This window comes from Dactylosporangium thailandense (assembly GCF_059739745.1).
On the sequence record NZ_AP029195.1, the window covers coordinates 372,280 to 393,372 of the forward strand.

A 21,093-nucleotide genomic window follows, 5' to 3' on the forward strand; every position below is an offset into this window, starting at 1 on the left:
CGTGCGCGTGCTGTTCACCATGAACCCGGCCCCGGGCCACCTGTTCTCGATGGTGCCGCTGGCCTGGGCCCTGCACCTGCGCGGCGACCAGGTGCTCGTCGCCGTCCCGCAGCCGCTGCACCAGCAGGTGCGCCGGGCCGGGCTGACCGCGGCCGTGGTCGGCGGGGACGCCTCGTTCTTCGAGCTGTGGCCGTCCGGCGTCGGCCTCGGCGGGAACGAGGAGCTCGACCTGGACGTGTTCGTCGCCCTCGCCGAGCGCACCCGCGACGACATCGACGCGCTCGTGCGCGCCTGGCGGCCGGACCTCGTCGTGACCGAGCCGGTCGAGTACGCCGGGCCGCTCGCCGCCACGCGGGCCGGGGTGCCGTGGGTGCTGCAGCACTGGGGGCTGCCGGTCCCCGAGCCGGTGCACCGGGCCGCCCTGGACAGGGTCGGGCCACGACTGTCCACATTGTACCGTGGGGTCACGGTCGACCCGCCCGCGCTCACCGTCGACACCTGCCCGCCGAGCCTCGGCGCCGTGCCGGGTGGGACGCCGATGCGCTATGTGCCGTACAACGCCGCCTGCACCATCCCCGACTGGCTGCTCGAGCCCCCGGACCGGCCGCGGGTCTGCGTGTCGATGGGCACCGTGCCGATCCCGGAGGGGGTCGACGGCCTCACCGCCGCCGTGCTCGGCCTGCGCGAGCTCGACGTGGAGGTCGTGGTCTCCGGCGCCGGCGTGCACAACCTCGGCGGGCTGCCCGACGGGGTGCGCCGCATCGGCTGGATCCCGCACAACCAGGTGCTGCCCGGCTGCGCGCTGTTCGTGCACCACGGCGGCTCCGGCAGCTCGATGGCGGCCCTGGCCGCCGGCCGCCCGCAGCTGCTCATGCCGCAGATGTGCGACCAGTTCGCGATCGCCGAAAGGCTCACGGCCGCGGGCGCGGCCCGCGCGGTGCCCTTCGCGGAGCGCTGCGCCGCGGCCGTGCGCATCGAGGCGGCCAAGCTGCTCACCGACGACGGCTACCACGTGCGCGCGGCCGAGCTGGCCGCCGAGATCGCCGCGATGCCGTCCCCGTCCGCCGTGGCCGACACGATCGCCACCCTCACACGCTGACGGCGATCAGCCGCGCAGGAAGCGGTCGAAGAAGCCGCTCAGGTGGCGGCGGGTCCGGGCGATCGCGTCCTCGGGGCGGATCGTGCCGTAGGCGTCCGCGGACAGGCGCAGCAGCACCGAGTCGTGGAAGGTGAGGTGGCGCGCCCCGGCCACGCGGACCGTGCGGTGCCAGCCGCGCAGCTTCGCCTCGAACGCGGGCCAGGACTCGTCCGCGTCGTCGCTGCCGACCAGCAGGAACGGCTCGTCCAGGCCGGTCCGCGCGACGGGGCCGTAGAACGTGCCGTCCAGGTTGGCCCCGGCCACGAGCCGTGGATCGTCGCGCACGGCCTGGGCCGCGGCCGCGCCGCCGAGCGAGTGCCCGAAGACGCCGGCCCGGCCGCGGACGCCGAGGCGGTCGAGCACGAAGCGGATGTCGGCCGCGCGCACCGTCACCATGCGCGCGGCCACCTCGGCGATCGTGTCCGGGTCCTGCAGCAGCGGGACGATCGTGTTCGGCTCGATGCGCCCGCCCGGGAACTCGACCGCGATCCCGTCGTGGGTGTGGTCGAGGGTCACCACCAGGTAGCCGCGCGCCGCCAGGTGCTCGACCAGCGCCGAGCTGGAGTTGCGCAGCGCGCCGAAGCCGGGGGAGAAGACGAGCACCGGGCATCCGGGGCGGCGCTGGGCCAGCAGCCGTCCGTGGGTGCGGACCTCGGCCAGGCCGGGTAGGTCGCGCGGGGTGCCCGTGACCGTCTCGCTCAGGTCGCGGCCGACCGGCCCGGCCTCGCCCGCCGTCACCCAGGGTGCCCGCGGGCCGGATCGCGCCGTGATGGGGTACCACAGCTGCGCCATCAGCTCCCGGGGACGGTTCCCGCTCACCCACGGGTCGGTGCGGGAGCCGTCGACGAGGTGCAGCACGGTCGTGCCGATCGGGTGCGGGCCGTCGGGATCCGGCAGCTCGAAGGCGGCGTGCGTGCGCGGGAACGCCGGGACCGCGGGGACCGTCGCGGCCAGCGCGGCGGCCGATGCGAGGAAGGAGCGTCGATCCATGCGGCGAACCGTAGGGGCCCGTCCGGGGGAGCGCGTCCTGCTCAGGTAGTACGACCTCGCGTGGACGACGCGCGGCCGGTGCGCGCCTAGCGTCACGGATCGTGACGAACAACGGGATGGGACGGGTGGCGGTCCGGGCCGCCGACGTGGTGAAGGTGTACGGGAGCGGCGACACCGCGGTGCGCGCGCTCGACGGGGTCGGGGTCGAGTTCGCGGCCGGGGAGTTCACCGCCGTGATGGGGCCGTCCGGCTCCGGCAAGTCGACGCTCATGCACTGCCTGGCCGGGCTCGACACGGTCGACGGCGGGTCGGTGCGCATCGGCGGGACCGAGATCACGGGGCTGTCCGACCGTGCCCTGACGCGGCTGCGGCGGGAGCGGATCGGGTTCGTGTTCCAGTCGTTCAACCTGCTGCCGACGCTGACCGCCGAGCAGAACATCACGCTGCCGCTCGACCTGGCCGGGCGCAGGGCCGACCCGGGGTGGCTGCGCGAGCTCGTGACGACGCTGGGCCTCGCCGAGCGGCTGCGGCACCGGCCCTCCGAGCTCTCCGGCGGCCAGCAGCAGCGGGTCGCGTGCGCGCGGGCGCTGCTGAGCCGGCCCGACGTGGTCTTCGCCGACGAGCCGACCGGCAACCTCGACTCCCGCACCGGGGCCGGGCTGCTGGAGTTCCTGCGCCGCAGCGTGCGCGAGCTCGGCCAGACGATCGTCATGGTCACGCACGACCCGGTCGCGGCCGGGCACGCCGATCGCGCGGTCCTGCTCGCCGACGGGCGGATCGTCGAGGAGATCCACCGGCCGAGCCCCGACGCGGTCCTGGCGGGCCTGCGCCGGCTGGGGGGCTGACGTGCTGCGCACCGCGTTCACCGGGCTGCGGGTCCGGCGGCTCGTCCCGACCCTGGTCGCCGTCGTGCTCGCGGTGGCCTTCGTGGCGGGGACCCTCATCTACCGGGACACGGCGCAGGCGGCGCTCTACGACGAGTACGCCCGCGCCGCCCGCAACGTCGGCGCCGCGCTCACGGCCCGGGACGACGGGCGGCTGGAGCCGTCCGCCCTGGACCGGGCGCGGGCCGATGCCGGGGTGGCCGAGGCCGACGGGCGCCGGGCCGAGCGGCTGCCGTTGCTGGACAAGCGGGGCCGGATCGTCACCGACATCGGGCTGCCCGGCTACGGCATCAACGCCGGCACCGTCGCGCGGCTGCGGCCGTTCGACGTGCACGCGGGCCGGTTGCCGCAGACCGGGGGCGAGGTGGCGCTCGACACCCGTACCGCCGCCCGCATCGGCTTTTCGATCGGCGACGAGATCACCGTCATCGGCGCCGGCGAGCGGCGGCAGCGGCTGCGGGTCGTGGGCACCGTCGACGTCACCGGCTTCGGCGGCGGCCGCACCTCCACCGTGGTCCTCACCGACGCCGAGCTGACCGGGCTGACCGGCTCGGCCGGCTACCGGGAGGTCGTCGCCGCGCTGCGGCCGGGCGCCGACGCGGCCGCCGTGCGCGACCGGCTCGGGGCCGGGCTCGACGCGCGGGCCCGCACCGGCACCCAGCTGCGCGACGACCTGGCCAAGGCGGCCTCCGGGCAGCTCAGCGGGCTGCTCGTCGGCATCGGCCTGTTCGCGCTGGTGGCCGTGCTCGTGGCCGGCTTCGTCATCGTGAACACGTTCACCATCCTCATGGCCCAGCGGCTGCGCGAGACGGCCCTGCTGCGCTGCGTCGGCGCCGGGCGCGGGCAGGTGTTCCGGCTCGTGCTGGCCGAGGCCGCGCTGGTCGGGCTGGCCGGCGCGGTCCTCGGCACCGGCCTCGGCGTGCTCGTCGCGCTGCTCATGTCCCGGCTCTCCACGGTGCTCGGGCTGCCGGCCGGCGACGTGGTGTTCAGCCCGCTGCCGCTGCTGGCCGGCCCGGCGCTCGGGCTGCTGGTCACCGTCGGCGCCGCGGTCGCCCCGGCGCTGCGCGCGTCCCGGGTGCGGCCGATGGCGGCGCTGCGGGCCGCGGTGCCCGAGTCCGGCGCCCTGCGCCGCACCTCGCTGGTGCTGGCCGTGCTCGCCGCGCTGGCCGGCACCGCGATCACCGTCGCCGGGCTGCGCGGCACCGGCGGGGCCCTGGCCGCGATGGCGCTGGTGATGCTGGGCGGGATCGGCAACTTCGCGGCCCTGCTGCTGCTCATGCCCCGGCTCGTCGGGCCGGTCGTGCGGGCGCTGGGCTGGCTGCCGGGGCGGCTGTTCGGGGTGCCGGTGAAGATGGCCACCGCGAACGCGGCCCGGCATCCGGCCCGCACCGCGGCCACCACGGCGACCCTGCTCATCGGGGTGGCGCTGATGGCCGGCGGCGGTACCGTCGCGGCCACCGCCAACCGGACCGCCGAGGCGCAGCTCAACAGGGCCTTCCCGGTCGACTACCTGCTGACGCCCGCGGTGCCCGGCGAGCTGGTGCCGGCCGGGGTGGCGGGGGAGGTGCGGGCCGCGGGCTTCCCGGTGGCCGCGCCGGTCAAGCAGGGCGAGGCCGGTGACGTGCTGGTCGGGACCGTCGGCGCCGGGGCGGACGTGTTCGCGGCCGACGTGCGGCCCGGCACCGCCGTCGTCCCGGCCGCCGGGCAGGTGCGCGCCACCGCCGGCTCGACGATCGAGCTCGTGGCCGGGGACCGCCGGCTGCGGCTGACCGTTGCCGCGGTCGTGCAGAGCTCGAGCCTCGTCGGCGACGCGGTGATCGCCGAGGCCGACTTCGCGACGCTGTTCCCGGACGTGCACGACGACGGCCTGGTGCTGGTGAAGGCCGCGCCCGGGCTGTCGGCCGCGGCCGCGCGGCAGAAGCTCGACGAGACCCTGGCCGCGCACCCGCTGGTGCAGGTGGCGGACCTGGCCGAGGTGCGCGACGAGCGCAACGCCGAGATCGGCCAGATGGTCGCGATCATCGCCGCGCTGCTGGCCTTCGCGCTGGTCATCGCGGTCATCGGGATCGGCAACACGCTCTCGCTGTCGGTGCTGGAGCGGGCCCGGGAGTCGTGGCTGGTGCGCGCGCTGGGCCTGACCCGCGGGCAGCTGCGGGCCACGCTGCTGACCGAGGCCCTGCTCATGGCGCTGGCCGGGGCGCTGGGCGGGGTGGCGTTCGGCGTGCTCTACGGGTGGCTCACGACGAAGGCGGCCTTCGGGGCGGTACACCCGCTGCTGAGCGTGCCGTTCGGCCAGCTGGCCGGCTTCGTGGGGCTCGCGGCCGCCGCCGCGGTGCTTGCCGCGGTCCTGCCCGCCCGCCGCGCGGCGCGTGCCTAGGCTGGTCGGTGTGAGGGCGAGACTGTTCGACATCGGGGTCACGGCGTGCGTGCTCGCGCTGCTGTACCTCGAGCGCGGTTTCGCCCGCCCGCCCGCCCTCGCCGCCATCCTGGTCGCGATGGCGCTCACGCTGCTGTTCCGCCGGGCCTACCCGGTGCCGGTCGCCCTGGTCGTCTGCGGGCTCGCCATCGCGCAGCTCGCGGTGCGCCCGGCGGTGCGGATGGTGGACGTGGCCGCGCTCATCGCCATGTACTCCGTGGTGAAGTACCAGCCGCGTCTCGTGTGGGGCATCGTGGCCGGCGCCGGGGCGGGCATCGGGGTGCTGCTGGCCGCGATCACCGAACACCACAACGCCGGCAACTTCTGGACCGTGTTCGCCGTCCTGGGCGCGATCACGGTCGCCGCGTGGGTCACCGCGTTCTCGGTGCGCACGCGCCTGCTCTACGTCGCCTCGCTCGAGGAGCGGGCCGCGACCCTGCAGCGCGAGCGCGACCATCTCGCCCGGCTCACCGCCGCCGACGAGCGGGCCGCCATCGCGCGGGAGCTGCACGACGTCATCGCCCACGGGCTGAGCGTCATGATCGTGCAGGCGGACGGCGCGGCCTTCACCCTGGACCCCTCGGCGACCCAGGCGCGGCAGGCCCTCGACACCATCGCGGCGACGGGCCGCGACGCGCTCACCGACATGCGCCGGGTGCTCGCGGTGCTGCGCGGGCCGGGCACCCTCGACCGGCGGCGGGTCGGCCTCGCCGACGTGGCGGAGCTCGCGGCCGCCTCGGGGCTCACGCTGCGGGTGGAGGGGGAGGCCGGGCCGCTCGGGGCGGCGGAGGAGCTGACCGCGTACCGGATCGTGCAGGAGGCGATGACGAACACGCTGCGGCACGCGGGGGCCGGGGCGACGTTGACGGTACGGCTGGAGCGGTGCGACGGCCGCCTCACGATCACGGCCACGGACGACGGCACCGGCTCGGGCGCCTCCGGCGAGCCCGGGCACGGGCTGGTCGGGATGCGGGAGCGGGTGGCGATGCACGGCGGGACGTTCGCGGCCGGTCCCCGCTCCGGCGGCGGCTGGGAGGTCAGGGCCGTGATCCCGGTGACGAGCGCATGATCAGCATCGTGATCGTGGACGACCAGGAGCTCGTGCGGGCGGGGTTCCGGATGATCCTGTCCGCCCAGCCCGACATGACCGTCGCGGGCGAGGCCGGCGACGGGGCGCAGGCGCTGCGGCTGCTGCGCGACACCCCGGCCGACGTCGTCGTCATGGACATCCGCATGCCGGTCATGGACGGGGTGGCCGCGACCGCCGAGCTCACCCGCCGGCCGGACGGGCCGCGGGTGCTGGTGCTGACCACCTTCGACACCGACGAGGACGCCTTCGCCGCGCTGCGGGCCGGGGCGAGCGGGTTCCTGCTCAAGAACGCGCCCCCGGCCGACCTGCTGGCCGCGATCCGGGTCGTCGCGGCCGGCGACGCCGTGGTGGCCCCAAGCGTGACCCGCCGCCTGCTCGACCGTTTCGTCGTGCCCGGGCCCGTCGTGGCGAAGGCGCCGCCCGGGGTCCGGCTCGACCTGCTCACCGACCGCGAGCGGCAGGTGCTGCTGCTGGTCGCCGAGGGTCTGTCGAACCTGGAGATCGGCGAGCGGCTGCGGGTGGCCGAGACGACGGTCAAGACGCATGTCGGGCGGGTGCTGACCAAGCTGGGCCTGCGCGACCGGGTGCAGCTCGTCGTGCTGGCCTACGAGACGGGTCTGGTCCGGCCCGGCGGATGACGCCGGATCGTCAATCTCTTGCGAAGATGCGTCTGGATATTGCGCGCCAGTGTCGCTGGGGTTACCGTCCCTCTTGCACCGACCAAACCGCCGACCGGTGCATCCCCCGTTCAGCCCGCGCACTGTTCTCAGGCCCCCGCGCCGCCAACCGAGGGCCCGGCCGTGCGCCCGGCTCGTCGAAAGTTGGCACCCCATGCGCATTCCCAGATTCAGGCCCAGAGCACGCACCGCGGCCCTCGTCGCCGGTGCCGCTCTGGCCGCGGCCGGCGCGGTCGTGTACGTCGCGTCGCCGGCCCTCGCGGCCGCGACCGGCGGCGTGGGCGCGACCCTGCCCTACGTCGAGGTGCAGGCCGAGAACGCCACGACCAACGGCACGGTGATCGGGCCCAGCGCGGCCTACAACACGCTGCCGGCCGAGGCCTCCTACCGCAAGGCCGTCACGCTGCAGGGCCAGGGCAAGTACGTCGAGTTCACCACCCCGGTGGCGACCAACTCGATCGTCTTCCGCTACAGCATCCCGGACACCGCGAGCGGCTCGGTCTACACGGCGCCGATCTCGCTGTACATCAACGGCACGCGCAGCACGAACTTCACGCTGACGAACGCGTACAGCTGGTACTACAGCAGCTACCCGTTCAGCAACCAGCCGGGCAGCAACCCGCACCACTTCTACGACGAGGTCAACCGCCTCTTCCCGACGACCTACCCGGCCGGCACCAAGTTCAAGCTGCAGGTCGACTCGGACTCCACCGCCTCGTCGTACACCATCGACTTCGCCGACTTCGAGAACGTCGGCGCGGCGCTGTCCCAGCCAGCCGGCTCGGTCTCGATCACGAGCAAGGGCGCCGACCCGACCGGTGCGCAGGACTCGACCGCCGCGATGAACGCCGCGATCGCCTCGGCCGGCGCCGGCGGCACCGTGTGGATCCCCGAGGGCACGTTCAAGATCCTCGGCCACATCGCGGTCAACAACATCACCATCAAGGGCGCCGGCATGTGGCGCTCGCGCACCACCGGTGACCGCATCGGCTTCTACGGCAACTACGCGCCGACGCCGAGCAGCAACGTGCACCTGTCGGACTTCGCCATCTTCGGCAACGTCCAGGAGCGCAACGACTCCGACCAGGTCAACGGCATCGGCGGCGCGATGAGCAACTCCACCGTCGACCGGGTCTGGATCGAGCACACCAAGGTCGGCGCCTGGATGGACGGGCCGTTCGACAAGCTGGTGATGAGCGGGCTGCGGCTGCGCAACTTCACCGCCGACGGCGTGAACTTCCACAACGGCGTCACCAACTCGAAGGTCACCAACTCCGACGTGCGCAACGCCGGCGACGACGGCCTGGCCACCTGGGCCGAGCAGAACGCCGACGCGAACAACTCGTTCGACCACAACACGGTGCAGTACCCGATCCTGGCCAACGGCATCGCGATCTACGGCGGCCACGACAACTTCGTGACCGACAACCGGGTCATCGACGCCGGCCTCACCCAGGGCGGCGGCATCCACGTCGCGCAGCGCTTCGCCTCCACGACGCTGGGCCGCACCGACGTGCTGCGCAACACCATCATCCGCTCCGGCAGCCTCGACCCGAACTGGCAGTTCGGCGTCGGCGCGCTGTGGTTCGACGCCCGCGACGGCGTGATGAACGGCCTGACCAACGTCGACAACATCCTCATCCAGCAGAGCCCGTTCGAGGCCATCCAGTTCGTCTCCGGCTCGAACATCTCCAACGTGAAGATCAACAACGCCACGATCCAGAACACCGGCACCTGGGCGATCCAGGAGCAGGTCGGCGGCGCCGCGACGATCACCAACTCCACCGCCACCGGCGTGCAGGCCCCGGCCGCGATCTACAACTGCGGCGTCGGCTTCACCCTCACCGACGGCGGCGGCAACAGCGGCCTGTCCACCACCGCGTGCTCGAACCTGCAGAACCCGGCCTTCCCGCCGTACCTGCCCGACAACGGCTCGAGCATCAACATCAGCCCGAGCGCGGTCGGCTTCGGCTCGGTCGTCACCGGCTCGACCAGCGCCGCCCAGACGGTCACGGTCACCAACTCCGGCAGCGGCGCGGCCCCGGTCGGCACGATCGCGGTCAGCGGCGACTTCGCCCAGACCAACACCTGCGGCAGCAGCATCGCCGCCGGCGCCTCCTGCACCGTGAGCGTCACGTTCAAGCCCACGGTCGCCGGCGCGCGCACCGGCACCCTCACCGTCACCGCCTCGGGCATCACCAACACCGTGCCGCTGTCCGGCACCGGCGTCGCCCCGGGCCCGATCGTGAACGCTGACCCGGGCAGCCTCAGCTTCGGCGGTACCGTCGTGGGCGCGTCGTCCGCGACCCAGACCGTCACGCTGAACAACTCGGGCACCACCGCGGCGAGCGTCTCCGGCATCGCCACCTCCGGCGACTTCAGCCAGACCAACACCTGCGGCAGCAGCATCGCCGTGGGCGCGTCCTGCACCGTGACCGTCAAGTTCACCCCGACGGCCTCGGGCTCGCGCACCGGCTCGCTGACCGTCACCAGCAACGCCAACAACAGCCCGGCCACCGTGGGCCTCTCCGGCTCCGGCATCGGCACCGACACCAACATCGCGCTGAACAAGACCGCCACCGCGAGCAGCCAGGTCAACGGCACCCAGACGCCGAACACGGCCACCGACGGCAACGCGGCCACCTACTGGGAGAGCGCCAACAACGCCTTCCCGCAGTGGATTCAGGTCGACCTCGGCGCGGCGACCAGCATCGGCAAGGTCACCCTGAAGCTGCCGCCGGACACCGCGTGGGCCACGCGCACGCAGACGCTGTCGATCACCGGCAGCACCGACGGCACCAACTTCAGCACCCTGTCGGCGTCGGCCGGGCGCACCTTCAACCCGGCGTCGGGCAACACCGTCGCGATCACGGTGCCGGCGACGAACGTCCGCTACGTGCGGGTGAACGTCACCGCCAACACCGGCTGGCCGGCCGCGCAGCTGTCGGAGCTCGAGGTCTACCCGAGCGGCGGCGGCACGGTCAACGCGCCCGTGCTCAGCGCGAGCCCGGCGTCGCTGTCGTACGCCACCCAGGCCCTCAACACCACGAGCGCCGCGCAGTCGGTCACCATCACCAACACCGGCACCGCGGCGGCCACGGTCTCCGGGGTCAGCGTCTCGGGTGACTTCGCCCAGACCAACACGTGCGGCTCGATCGCCGTCGGCGCCTCGTGCTCCGTCAGCGTGACCTTCCGCCCGACGGCTTCGGGCACCCGCACCGGCACGCTCACGGTCACCAGCAACGCCAACAACAGCCCGACGACCGTGGCGCTGAGCGGCACCGGCGCCGGCAGCTCGCCGATCGACCTCGCCCAGGGCAAGGCGACCAGCGAGTCCAGCCACAACGACGTGTACCCGTCCGGCAACGTGGTCGACAACAACCAGAGCACCTACTGGGAGAGCGCGAACAACGCCTTCCCGCAGTGGGTGCAGGTCGACCTCGGCTCGGCGCAGAGCGCGTCGCGGGTCGTGCTGCAGCTGCCCGCCGGCTGGGGTGCGCGCACCCAGCGCATCCAGGTCCAGGGCAGCACCAACGGCTCGTCCTTCACGGAGCTCAAGGCGGCGGCGGACTACAGCTTCACGCCGGGCGCCAACAACACCGTGACGATCACCTTCACGGCGAGCACGCAGCGGTACTTCCGCCTGACGTTCACGTCCAACTCGGGCTGGCCGGCCGGTCAGCTCTCCACCTTCCAGGTCTGGAACAGCTAGTCAGCAAGGGTTTCGAGCGCCGCCGGGCCCACGGGCCCGGCGGCGTTCACGCTTCTGGGGTTCAGTAAGGCCTTGACATAACTAGCGACGGCCATGCAGGATTACGCGCCGTGGCGGCGCAGCAGACGCATCCCCGCGACCTGTGGCGACGCTTGAGCGGCACCGCCCGACGGGTCGCCGAGACGCTGCGCCTGTACGGGCCCCGCACCCGCGCCGAGCTCGTCACCCTCAGCGGCCTGTCCCGCCCCACGGTCTCGGCCGTGCTCACCGACCTCGGCGGCGCCGGGCTCGTCAGCGAGAAGGTCGGCGCCGCGGCCCGCCCGGTCGGCGGCCGCCCCGCGTCCGTGGTCCAGCTGACCCGCCGCGCCGGCATCGCAGTCGGCGCCGACATCGGCCGCCGCCACGTGCGCGTCGCCGTCGCCGACCTCGGCCACACGGTGATCGCCGAGCGCGGCTCCCGCACCGACTTCGACATCGACGACCGCCCCGCCGACGCCCTCGAGCTCGCGGTGGTCCTCGTCGACGCGGCGCTGGGCGACATCGGCGCGACCCGCGACGACGTCGTCGGCGTCGGCCTGGGGGTGCCCGCCCCGATCACCCGCGACTGGCGCATCGGCTCGCCCCCGATGCTGCCGGGCTGGGCCGACCTGCGCCCCGCCGACGAGCTCAACGCGCGCCTGGGCCTGCCCGTGCGCGTGGACAACGACGCGAACCTGGCCGCCCTCGGCGAATACGTCTGGGGCGCCGGCCGCGGCTGCACCGACCTCGTCTACGTCAAGCTCGCCACCGGCATCGGCGCGGGGATCGTGCTGGACGGCCGGCTCTACCGCGGCGCGGCCGGCACCGCGGGCGAGCTCGGCCACGTGACGCTGGACGCGCGCGGCGCGGTGTGCCGGTGCGGCAACCGCGGCTGCGTCGAGCTCGCCGTGGGCGGCCGCGCGCTGCTCGCCAACGCGCGGCAGAGGCACCCGGATCTGCTCGACCTCGGCGGCCTGATCGAGTACGCGCACGCCGGCGACCCCGGCTGCCGCCGCCTCATCATCGACGCGGGGACGCAGCTGGGATACGCGCTGGGCAACCTCGTGAACCTCATCAACCCGCAGCGCGTCCTGCTCGGCGACGAGCTCGGGGCCGCGACCGAGCTGCTGCGCGAGCCGCTGCAGCGCGGCCTGGCCGAGACCGCCCTGGCCGCCGCGGCCGAGGCGGTCGAGGTCGTGCAGAGCACCCTGACGCCCCGCGCGGCCGCCCTCGGCGCGGTGGCCCTGGCCCTGGGCATCGACACCGTGCCCTTCGCCGCCGCCGACCAGGCGTAATCGCGTTTCCGGTTCACTCCCGCCGGTACGGAGATTCGCGAGGGCTGTTCCCACGCATGTTGATCTATATACTGAATGCCTTGGGGGTCGGTTTCGTCATGCCCGCGGAGGACGTGTGCTGTATTTTTTTCTCAGCTACGCCCGCGGCCCGGACGACGTGTTCGTCAGAAAGTTCTACAACGACCTCTGCAACGAGGTGCGCGCGCACGCGGGCGTCGGGCACGACGTCGAGGTCGGCTTCCTGGACAACCACAACATCGAGCCGGGCCAGCACTGGCCGCAGGCCCTGGTGGACGCGATCGCCGACTGTTCCTGCTTTCTCGCGCTCTATTCCCCGGCGTACTTCCTGAGCCGCCCCTGCGGCAAGGAATGGAAACTGTTCGAGCAGCGATCGCACGGCTCGCATTTCGACGAGAGCCCGCGCATCCAGGGCCTGATCCCGATCGTCTGGCTGCCACCGCGGGAGCTCCCGCCGGAGGTCCAGGCCGTGCACTACGACCTCGACGTGGCCGACGAGGACTACCGCCGCCGCGGCCTGCGGCAGCTGCTGCGATTACAACGCAATCGCGACGCGTATCTGGAGTTCCTGTCCAACATCGCCGAGCGCATCGTCACCGCGGCCCGCACCCCGCCCCCGCGCGGCTCGGTGAACCAGGACTTCGCGCAGACGGACAGCGCCTTCCACCTCAGCCGGCTCGGCCTCGAGGACAGCGGCGAACTGCCCGCCCGGTTCGGCACGGGGCAGATGATCCATTTCGTGGTCGCCGCGCCGACCCGCGCGGAGGCGGAGGCGATCGAGCGCGACGGCGGCTTCTACGGGGCCGATCCGCTGGAGTGGTCGCCGTTCGGGCCCGGGCAGCCGCAGCCGCTGCGGGGAATACGCGCAGAAGGTCGCCTCAGACGCCGGCTTCGAGTCGATGTTCACCGGACTCGACCGGCTCGCCGACCGGGTGAAGATGGCGCAGCAGTACAACCACATCGTCGTGCTGCTCGTGGACCCCTGGAGCGCCGATGTCGCCGCGCACCGCGAGCGGCTCCTGGAGATCGACCACCTTCGCGACCACGTGTCGGCGATGCTCGTGGTCATGAGCGCCACCGACCCGCAGACCCAGGCCAACAGCCCCCGGCTGGTCGACCTCATGCACGACACCCTCGGCAACAACGAGCGCCGCCTCGGCGAGGTGCTGTCCCGCCGCAGCGTGCTCACCTGGCCGTCGTTCGAGGCCGACCTGGCCGCGGTGCTGGCCGAGGCCCGCAACCGGCTCGTGGCCGACGGGCGGATCTCGCGGCGGCCACCCCCCGGCGACTACCCCCCCGCGCCCCATCCTCGAAGGACCGTAGGAGGCACGATGACCGCGACAGAACATGCGCCGGCCGGGTCCGGCCAGATCGTGACCTTCTACTCGTACAAGGGCGGCTCCGGCCGCACCATGACGATGGCGAACGTGGCCTGGATCCTCGCCAGCAACGGCCACCGGGTGCTCGTGGTCGACTGGGACCTGGAGTCGCCGGGCCTGCACCGGTACTTCCACCCGTTCCTGCTGGACAAGGAGCTGCGCAACTCCCCGGGCGTCATCGAGATGCTCACCGGCTTCGTCACCGCCGCGCTGCAGCCCGACCGCGACGAGGACCCCGGCTGGATCGACGCCCAGGCCCAGGTGCTCGACCACGCCGTGTCGCTGGAGTGGCGCTTCCCCGGCAAGGGCGGCGTCGACCTGCTGCCGTCGGGCCGCCAGACCCGCTCCTACGCCGCGGCGGTCAGCACCTTCGACTGGCCCAAGTTCTACGACCGGCTGCCCGGCGCCGCGTTCATCGACGCCCTCGCGCGCAACATGCGCCAGCACTACGACTACATCCTCGTGGACAGCCGCACGGGCCTGAGCGACGCGGCCGGCGTCTGCACCGTGCTGCTGCCCGACGTCGTCGTCAACTGCTTCACCCTGAGCATCCAGAGCGTCGACGGCGCCGTGGCGGTCAGCGAGTCGATCCGCCATCAGCGCCGCGGCCGCCCGCTGCGCTTCCTGCCGGCCCTGATGCGGGTCGAGGACGCCGAGCAGCTGAAGCTCGAGATCGGCCGCGACTACGCCCGGCGCCGCTTCCGGCCGTTCCTCGAGCACGCCAGCCCCGACGAGGCGAACCGGTACTGGGGCGACGTCGAGGTGCCGTACAAGCCGTACTTCGCCTACGAGGAGATCCTCGCGACCTTCGCCGAGCGCCCGCGCCTGGAGACCTCGCTGCTGGCCGCGTTCGAGCGGCTCGTCGGCGTGCTCACCGACGGGGCTGTGCGCGAGATGCCCGCCATGGAGGAGTCCGAGCGGCGGCGCTGGCTGCAGAAGTTCGAGCGGCCCCGGCCCAGCAGCGCCTCGGACGTGCTCATCAGCTACGCCGCCGTCGACCGGATGTGGGCGGAGTGGATTCAGCAGCGGCTCGTCGACATCGACATGCGGGTGACGCTGCTGGACATCGACTCGGTGACCGGCCCGCACTTCGTCAGCGAGCTGGAGCGGCGGCTGGCCACGGTCGGGCGCACGCTGGTGCTGCTGTCGAAGGACTACGTGTCCTCGCCGCAGGCCGCCCCGCTGTGGGCGCTGCTGGACAGCCGCAGCTCGGCCGGGACGCCCGCGGTGGTGCCGATCCGGCTGGACAGCACCCGCATCACGCCGCCGTTCACCGAGCGGCTGCCGGCCGAGCTGGCCAACCAGCCCCGCGACCGGGCCCACGAGGCCCTCCTGGGCGCGCTGGGCGTGCCGCTGCACGCGGGCGTCGGCGAGCCGGAGGACACCGGGCCGCGCTTCCCGGGCGTGCTCCCGCCGATCTGGAACGTGCCGCAGCGCAACCCGGGCTTCACCGGCCGCCGCGACACCCTCGAGCAGCTGCGCGACCGGCTCTCGGCGAGCGTCACGGTCGTCGTGCCGCAGGCCCTCTACGGCCTCGGCGGCGTGGGCAAGACGCAGGTGGCGATCGAGTACGCGTACCGCTTCGCCGCCGACTACGACCTCGTCTGGTGGATCTCCGCCGAGCAGGTGTCCCAGGTCCGCTCCGCCCTCGGTGAGCTGGCCCGGGAGCTGCGGCTGCAGGAGGCGGACACCCTCGGCGAGAGCGTCCGGATGGTCCGCGACGCGCTGCGCCAGGGCCGCCCCGGGCGCTGGCTGCTGATCTTCGACAACGTCGGCGATCCCGAGTCGATCCGCGAGTTCATCCCGCAGGGCCCCGGCCACGTGTTACTGACCTCGCGCAACCAGGAGTGGACGCAGGACGCCCAGGTCGTGGAGATCACGACGTTCAGCCGGGCCGAGAGCATCACGTTCCTCACCCGCCGGGTGATCGGCCTCGCGGTCGCCGACGCCGACGCCGTGGCCAACCGCCTCGGCGACCTGCCGCTCGCGATCGAGCAGGCGGCGGCGTGGCTCTCGGAGACCGGCATGCCGGTGACGCGGTACCTCGAGCTGCTGGACACCCAGCCGCTGCGCATCCTCGACGAGAACCCGCCCGTCGGCTACGACCGCTCGACCGCCGCGACCTGGCAGCTGTCGCTGGAGCAGCTGCGCAAACAGTCCCCGGCCGCGGCCAAGCTGCTGGAGATCTGCGCCTTCTTCGCGCCCGAGCCGATCCCGACGCGGCTGCTCTACACCCCGCGCTTCACCCAGCCCCTGCTGGCCTACGACCCGGCGCTGCACGACCCGATCCGGCAGGGCCGCCTGATCCGCCAGATCGGCCGCTACGCCCTCGCGTCGGTCGACTCCGGCCAGACCATCATGCAGATCCACCGCCTCGTGCAGGCGGTCATCCAGGACAGCCTCACCGCCCAGGAGCGCGAGGACAACCGCCGCCACGTCTACCAGGTGCTGGCGACGGCCGAGCGCTCCGACCCCGACGAGGTGGCGAGCTGGCCGGCGTACGCCCGGCTCCTGCCGCACGTGCGCGGCTCCAAGGCGAACCACTCCTCGGACATGCAGGTCCGCCTGTTCGTCGTGGACGTGGTGCGCTACCTGTGGTCCCGCGGCGACTTCTCCAGCAGCCAGGAGCTGGCCGAGGAGACCGTCGAGATCTGGCGCGGCGATCCGCGCATCGGCGAGGACCAGGTGACGCTGCTGCTCGACTTCCACCTCGGCAACGCGCTGCGCTCGCAGGCGATGTTCGACCGTGCGCTGGACATCGACCAGCGGGCGCTGGAGCGGCTCAAGGAGACGGTGGAGGAGGAGGACGACCCCTACATCGTCATGACGGCGGGCGGTGTGGCGGCCGATCTGCGGGCGCTGGGCCGGTTCGAGGAGGCCCGCGACCTGGCCGAGGAGACCTACGACCGGGCGCAGCGCACCTTCGGCGAGGACCACGACCGCACGCTGATGGCCGCCAACAACGTCGCGGTCTCGCTGCGGCTGGTCGGCGACTTCAACGGCGCCGCCAACTACGACGAGGACACCCTCTCGCGCCGCCGCCGCGTCTTCGGCGAACGCAGCCTCAACACCCTGTTCGCGGCGAACAACTACGCGCACGACCTGCGGGCCATCGGCCGGTTCACAGACTCCCGCGAACTGCTCGAGACGACGCTCAAGTCGTACCGCTCGCTGCTCGGTGACTCGGCCCCGGCGACCCTGCGCGCGGCGAAGAACATGGCGGTGACGCTGCGCAAGCTCGGCGACATCCGGGCCGCTCGCCAATTGACCGGCGACACCCTGCAGCGATATCGGGACATCCACGGGGAGGAGCACCCGGACACGCTCTCGTGCCTCATGAACGCCGCGTTCGAGGAGGCGGCGCTGGGCAACGGGGAGGCGGCCGAGCGCATCGCGCGGCAGGTGCTGTCCGGCTACGAGAGCCTCTACGACGAGCGGCATCCGTTCCGTCTGGCGGCCCTGAACAACCTCGCCATCTTCGTGCGCGTCAACGGCTCGGCGCGCGACGCCCGCGTCCTGTCGGAGCAGGCGACGGAGCTGTTCGAGCAGTCGCTGGGCGGCGAGCACCCCTACACGTTGTCGAGCCGGATCAACCTCGCCAACGCGCTGGTCGACCTCGGCGACCTGGAGGGTGCCCGCGAGATCGACGAGAGCGTCAAGCCGGCCTTCGAGCGCGTGCTCGGCGTCGACAATCCCGACACGCTCGCGGCGGCGGCCAATCTGATCGTCAGCCGCCGTCAGACCGGCGACGTGACCGGCGCGGACGAACTGCTGCAGGTGACGCTCGACCGCAGTGTGCGCCGGCTGGGGGAGGACCACCCCAACACGCTCTCGGTGCGAGACGGACGCCGGCTCAACTGCGACATCTCGCCGCCGCCGACGTAACGAGCGGGAGACTGAGCGGGAGACAGGGCCTGGTTCGAGCGTTCCGCGGAACCTCGTTCCAGGCCTCGGTCATGAGCTGCGAAGAGCGATGCCGTCCGGCGTGGGCCGGGCGGCATCGAGGCTACAGGGCGGACTGAAACGCGGAGACCGTGAGCAGATCCCGCTCGCGTGGGTCGAACAGCCGCCGCATCACGCTGTCGAGCGTCGACGCGGTCGGCGCATCGGGCTCGGTGATGAGCGTCCGCAACCTCACCCCCGCCAGGTCCAGTAATCCGCTCTGAACCTCGTCGCCCCCGGCGACCCCGCCCGGCTTGTCCATGCTTCCACCTTGAAATAGGAGAGTGCTGCGGGTTATGGCCAGAATGCGTGATCCACTGTTTAGTTGACCTCGGGCGCAAGCGACTGGGGTCACCGGAGCAGGATGAAGTCGACTCCGCAGTCGCAGCCTTGCGGAAGCTGACATCTTCGGCAGGAAGTATTGCACAAGTGCGGGTCGCCGTGTATCAGGAACTCGTCGACCCATCCAGTGGTTCCACCAGCAGTTTCAGAAGATCACTCGCGGGGTGGTCGGCACCACCCGCACATTGCAGTTTGAGCACGACGTCCCGCAAGAGTTCCGGCCTGGTGGTAACGAGCCGGGTGGCCAGGTCGACTCGATCCGAATGGTCGGCGAGCTCGGCCGTGAGGCTCCGGGCGACGGCCAGGCCCATCCAGGCCTCGTCGTCGGCGGCGTCGGCGTCGAGCCGCTCCAGGAAGACCCGCTCGGCGCCAGCGGCGTCGCCATTGAGCAACATCATCCCTGCTGCGGTCGAGTTGTGGCCCGATGTTGCCGGCGGCTCGGTCCGCCCGTCCAGCCATTGATGGAGCTCGCCGAGCAGCCCCGGCGCGTCGGCGGGCCGGGCGGCGGGGCCGGCGACGACGGTGCCGCGCCCGGCGATCGTGCCGAGGGGCTCGCCGGACCGGATGGAACTGAGGATTCGTTCAGTCTCGCCGGCCGCCGGGCGGGCATTCAGGAGAAGCCATCGTGTCATTTGCGCGACGACGAACAATTGCGTTCGGGAAGCGATATCGGCAGGAATGCCTTCGGATTCCCAGGATCGCAGTGTGTCGTGCAGGAAAGTGCAGAACCGCTCGCCGACGGGAGTCAATTCCCCACTCTGCGTCAGGTCCTCGATGGCGATGCGATTCATGGCCCGCCAGTAGGCGAACTGGGCCGCGGCGCGCCGGGTGTCGCCGTCCGGGCCGTGGCGGCGCATTCGCCAGGAGTCGGTCACGCCCGTATGGGCGTAAATGCCCTGCAGCAGGGCGCCCGCCGGGCGGGGGTCCAGCCGCCAGGGCGCGTGCAGCCGCGCGGGGGACGAGCGGGGGTGCAGGTCGTGCAGGTCGAGCAGCGCGCCGAGCTTCGCGTGCATGTACTCGTGGAGCATCAGCAGGGCCAGGTCGGCCGCGGTGTCGGGGACGGACACGGCGATCGATCCGCACGCCTGCCGCGAGGCCGCGCTGATCATGTTCCCGTGGCCGGGGGTGGCCAGCGGCACCAGCGAGCGGAGGCTGTGCCGCATCGCCTCCGCGTGGCGGGGATGGTCGCGCTCGATCAGCCGCCAGGCCTCGCCGAGCAGCTTCGCCAGCTCGTCGGCCTGGACCGGGCCGAGCGCCGGCAGCGGCTGCCAGCCGTAGCAGTGCCGGTACGGGTCCTGGTCCTCGATCGCGAGGTGCCAGCCCGCGTCGAGCTCCACGGTGCGCCGCGGCTGCCAGCCCGGGCCGCCGCTCGCCACCACATGACCGTTCGACCCGGTGAGGCGCACGCCGCCCGCGTCGCCCGCGGTGCCCGCGCCGCGCGCCCGGGCCGGCCCCGCCCCGAGTCCCGTGGCGGTGCCGAGGCCCGGAATCGTCGCGATGCCCTCGCGGACCGGCACCTCGATGTCGAAGGCGACCCCGGCCGCCACCGCGGCCGCCACCGCGTACGCGGCCAGGTGGGCGAGGTCCGCGGCGGGATCGACGTCGGCGCCCTCGCCGTGGTCCGCCAGCCGGTGCAGGCACAGCGTCGCCCAGGCGTCCAGATGCGGGTGGGCCAGCACGGCGTCCACGGCGGCCGGGTCGGCGTCCTCGGCGCGCGCGAGCAGGGCCGCCGCGGCGTGGGTGCCGGCGGCGAACGGCGTCGGCGCGGCCGCCCGCAGCACCATGACGATCAGCGCCCGCCGCTTGGCGAGCTGGCCGGCGTCGAGCACGGCCATGGCTCCCGCGTCTCCGTAGCCGGACGCGATGCCGGCAAACTGCTCGGCGCTGAGCAGCATGCGATCCGTGTTCACTGAGCGAGCACCGCCGCGTTGTTCAGGTCGGCCCGCACGCGGTCGCCGATGTGGGTGATGAGGGCGAGCAGATCCTGGCAGTAGACCGACGGGTTGTCGAACCCCGTCTCCGCGGCGTAGCGATGGGCCCGCAGCCCGCCGCCGCAGACGCTCACGACCGGGCACGAGCGGCACTGCTGCGCCAACCGGTAGGGCGCCGCGACGGCGAGGTGCTCGAGCACGTCGTCGAAGCTGTGCCCGGTGACGGACAGGCCGGTGGCGGGGCCGCCCTCGGCGGTCGTCTTGAGCGCGTCGGACTGCTCGTAGGCGCCGTCGGTCTCGACGGTCACGATGCCGAGCTGTTCACCCCCGAACGCCTCCGTCTGGCTCGGCAGGCCGAAGAGCCGGGCGATGATCGACTCGAACATCCGGATCCGGGTCGGCTCCGGGCGCTGGTCGTACCACCGGTCGAACACCCTGATGAGCCAGCGGGCGTAGGCCAGCGGCCGGTCGTGGTGCGGCGGCGGGTTGGTCCAGTTGCCGTGCGGCAGCAGCAGGTCCACCCGGGGCGGCCGGAAGCCGAGCAGGCCCTCCAGGACCTCGTCGGGATCGTTGTCGATGTCGATCGTGCACAGCAGGCCGCCGTAGATCTCGGCGTGCTCGGGCCGCATCAGCAGCTCGATGCCGGCCGCGATCCGGTCGTACGAGCCGCGCCCGTTGGCGTAGCGGCGATGGCGGTCGGTGGCCGCCTGGCCGCCGTCGACGCTGACGCCGACGCGGACGCCGTATTCGTGCAACAGCGCCAGAAATCGCTCGTCGAGCAGGATGCCGTTGGTCTGCATGGAGAACCGGGTGGCGGGGAACGCGCCGCGAATCGCCGACAGGGCCGCCGCCACGCCGTCGTGCCCGGCCAGCAGGGGCTCGCCGCCGTGCAGGACCACCTGCAGGTCGCGCAGGTCGTGCCGGTGGGCGTGATCATCGATGCGGCGGGCGATCTGGTCGATCGTCGCGGGAGCCATCGTCGTCGGCCGGCCTCGCCAACTCTGGTCGATGCTCTCGTATACGTAGCAATAATCGCAGCTCAGATTGCACCGGCTGTGAATTTTTAAGATCAGTTGCCGCAGCGGCATACCCACTGGAGCATTCTTGGCGCCGGTCATTCGGATGTCCAGCGGAACGGCCAGATTGTACCTGCGAATCGTCACGCCGGGTGGTGCTCTCCCCAGTTCTGGCGAGGGTCGCGGCGGGCAGATGGCGAAATGACGTGCTGGCTGGGTGGCCTGCCGCCTCGTATCCTTACGAT

At 72.8% G+C, this 21,093-nt stretch carries 13 protein-coding genes and 1 pseudogene; 9 read left to right on the forward strand and 5 right to left on the reverse strand.

The window, feature by feature from the left end; all coding sequences use genetic code 11:
- The first annotated feature begins 1 nt into the window (after position 1).
- The gene (locus tag AC6JBM_RS01560; protein WP_497981815.1) at positions 2-1,099 is read left to right on the forward strand and encodes a nucleotide disphospho-sugar-binding domain-containing protein; all 1,098 of its coding nucleotides are present in this window, start codon (positions 2-4) and stop codon (positions 1,097-1,099) included.
- A 6-nt stretch (positions 1,100-1,105) separates the two neighbouring features.
- Here AC6JBM_RS01560 and AC6JBM_RS01565 read toward each other — a convergent pair whose 3' ends face one another.
- Positions 1,106-2,128, reverse strand: a complete 1,023-nt coding sequence (locus AC6JBM_RS01565) for an alpha/beta hydrolase family protein (RefSeq protein WP_497981816.1) — start codon at positions 2,126-2,128, stop codon at positions 1,106-1,108.
- Between the two features lie 116 nt (positions 2,129-2,244).
- Here AC6JBM_RS01565 and AC6JBM_RS01570 point away from each other — a divergent pair, with 116 nt between their 5' ends.
- The 7 genes and pseudogenes from AC6JBM_RS01570 to AC6JBM_RS01600 form a co-directional block, all read left to right on the forward strand.
- The gene (locus tag AC6JBM_RS01570) at positions 2,245-2,973 is read left to right on the forward strand and encodes an ABC transporter ATP-binding protein (RefSeq protein WP_497986397.1); all 729 of its coding nucleotides are present in this window, start codon (positions 2,245-2,247) and stop codon (positions 2,971-2,973) included.
- A gap of 1 nt (position 2,974) precedes the next feature.
- Entirely contained in the window at positions 2,975-5,389 is a 2,415-nt protein-coding gene (locus tag AC6JBM_RS01575; protein WP_497981817.1) for an FtsX-like permease family protein, read from the forward strand.
- 10 nt (positions 5,390-5,399) lie between these two features.
- Entirely contained in the window at positions 5,400-6,497 is a 1,098-nt protein-coding gene (locus tag AC6JBM_RS01580; RefSeq protein ID WP_497981818.1) for a sensor histidine kinase, read from the forward strand.
- Complete coding sequence (locus tag AC6JBM_RS01585) at positions 6,494-7,156, forward strand: response regulator transcription factor (protein ID WP_497981819.1); 663 nt, start codon at positions 6,494-6,496, stop codon at positions 7,154-7,156. The genes AC6JBM_RS01580 and AC6JBM_RS01585 overlap by 4 nt, the downstream gene beginning before the upstream one ends.
- A gap of 193 nt (positions 7,157-7,349) precedes the next feature.
- On the forward strand, positions 7,350-10,907 hold the full coding sequence (locus tag AC6JBM_RS01590) for a choice-of-anchor D domain-containing protein (protein ID WP_497981820.1): 3,558 nt from the start codon (positions 7,350-7,352) through the stop codon (positions 10,905-10,907).
- 110 nt (positions 10,908-11,017) lie between these two features.
- A complete protein-coding gene (locus AC6JBM_RS01595; protein ID WP_497981821.1) occupies positions 11,018-12,220 on the forward strand; it encodes an ROK family transcriptional regulator in 1,203 nt (400 codons plus the stop codon).
- Positions 12,221-12,377: 157 nt separating this feature from the next.
- A pseudogene (locus AC6JBM_RS01600) lies at positions 12,378-12,785 on the forward strand (TIR-like protein FxsC); the annotation flags it as partial.
- Here the strand turns inward: AC6JBM_RS01600 and AC6JBM_RS01605 are convergent.
- Positions 12,774-13,145 (reverse strand): hypothetical protein, encoded by a 372-nt coding sequence (locus AC6JBM_RS01605; RefSeq protein ID WP_497981822.1) that lies wholly within the window; start codon positions 13,143-13,145, stop codon positions 12,774-12,776. The pseudogene AC6JBM_RS01600 and the gene AC6JBM_RS01605 sit on opposite strands and share 12 nt — an antisense overlap.
- Between AC6JBM_RS01605 and fxsT the strand changes: the two genes are divergently transcribed.
- Positions 13,045-17,502, forward strand: coding sequence for an FxSxx-COOH system tetratricopeptide repeat protein (gene fxsT / locus AC6JBM_RS01610; protein ID WP_497986398.1), 4,458 nt, complete (start codon positions 13,045-13,047; stop codon positions 17,500-17,502). The genes AC6JBM_RS01605 and fxsT overlap by 101 nt on opposite strands.
- Before the next feature lie 121 nt (positions 17,503-17,623).
- Here fxsT and AC6JBM_RS01615 read toward each other — a convergent pair whose 3' ends face one another.
- The 3 genes from AC6JBM_RS01615 to AC6JBM_RS01625 all read right to left on the reverse strand — a co-directional run bounded on the left by AC6JBM_RS01615 (position 17,624) and on the right by AC6JBM_RS01625 (position 20,950).
- On the reverse strand, positions 17,624-17,821 hold the full coding sequence (locus tag AC6JBM_RS01615) for a hypothetical protein (protein WP_497981823.1): 198 nt from the start codon (positions 17,819-17,821) through the stop codon (positions 17,624-17,626).
- Positions 17,822-18,005: 184 nt separating this feature from the next.
- The gene (locus tag AC6JBM_RS01620; RefSeq protein ID WP_497981824.1) at positions 18,006-19,811 is read right to left on the reverse strand and encodes an HEXXH motif domain-containing protein; all 1,806 of its coding nucleotides are present in this window, start codon (positions 19,809-19,811) and stop codon (positions 18,006-18,008) included.
- Complete coding sequence (locus tag AC6JBM_RS01625; RefSeq protein WP_497986399.1) at positions 19,808-20,950, reverse strand: FxsB family cyclophane-forming radical SAM/SPASM peptide maturase; 1,143 nt, start codon at positions 20,948-20,950, stop codon at positions 19,808-19,810. Before AC6JBM_RS01625 ends, AC6JBM_RS01620 begins: the two co-directional genes overlap by 4 nt.
- Positions 20,951-21,093: the final 143 nt, after the last annotated feature.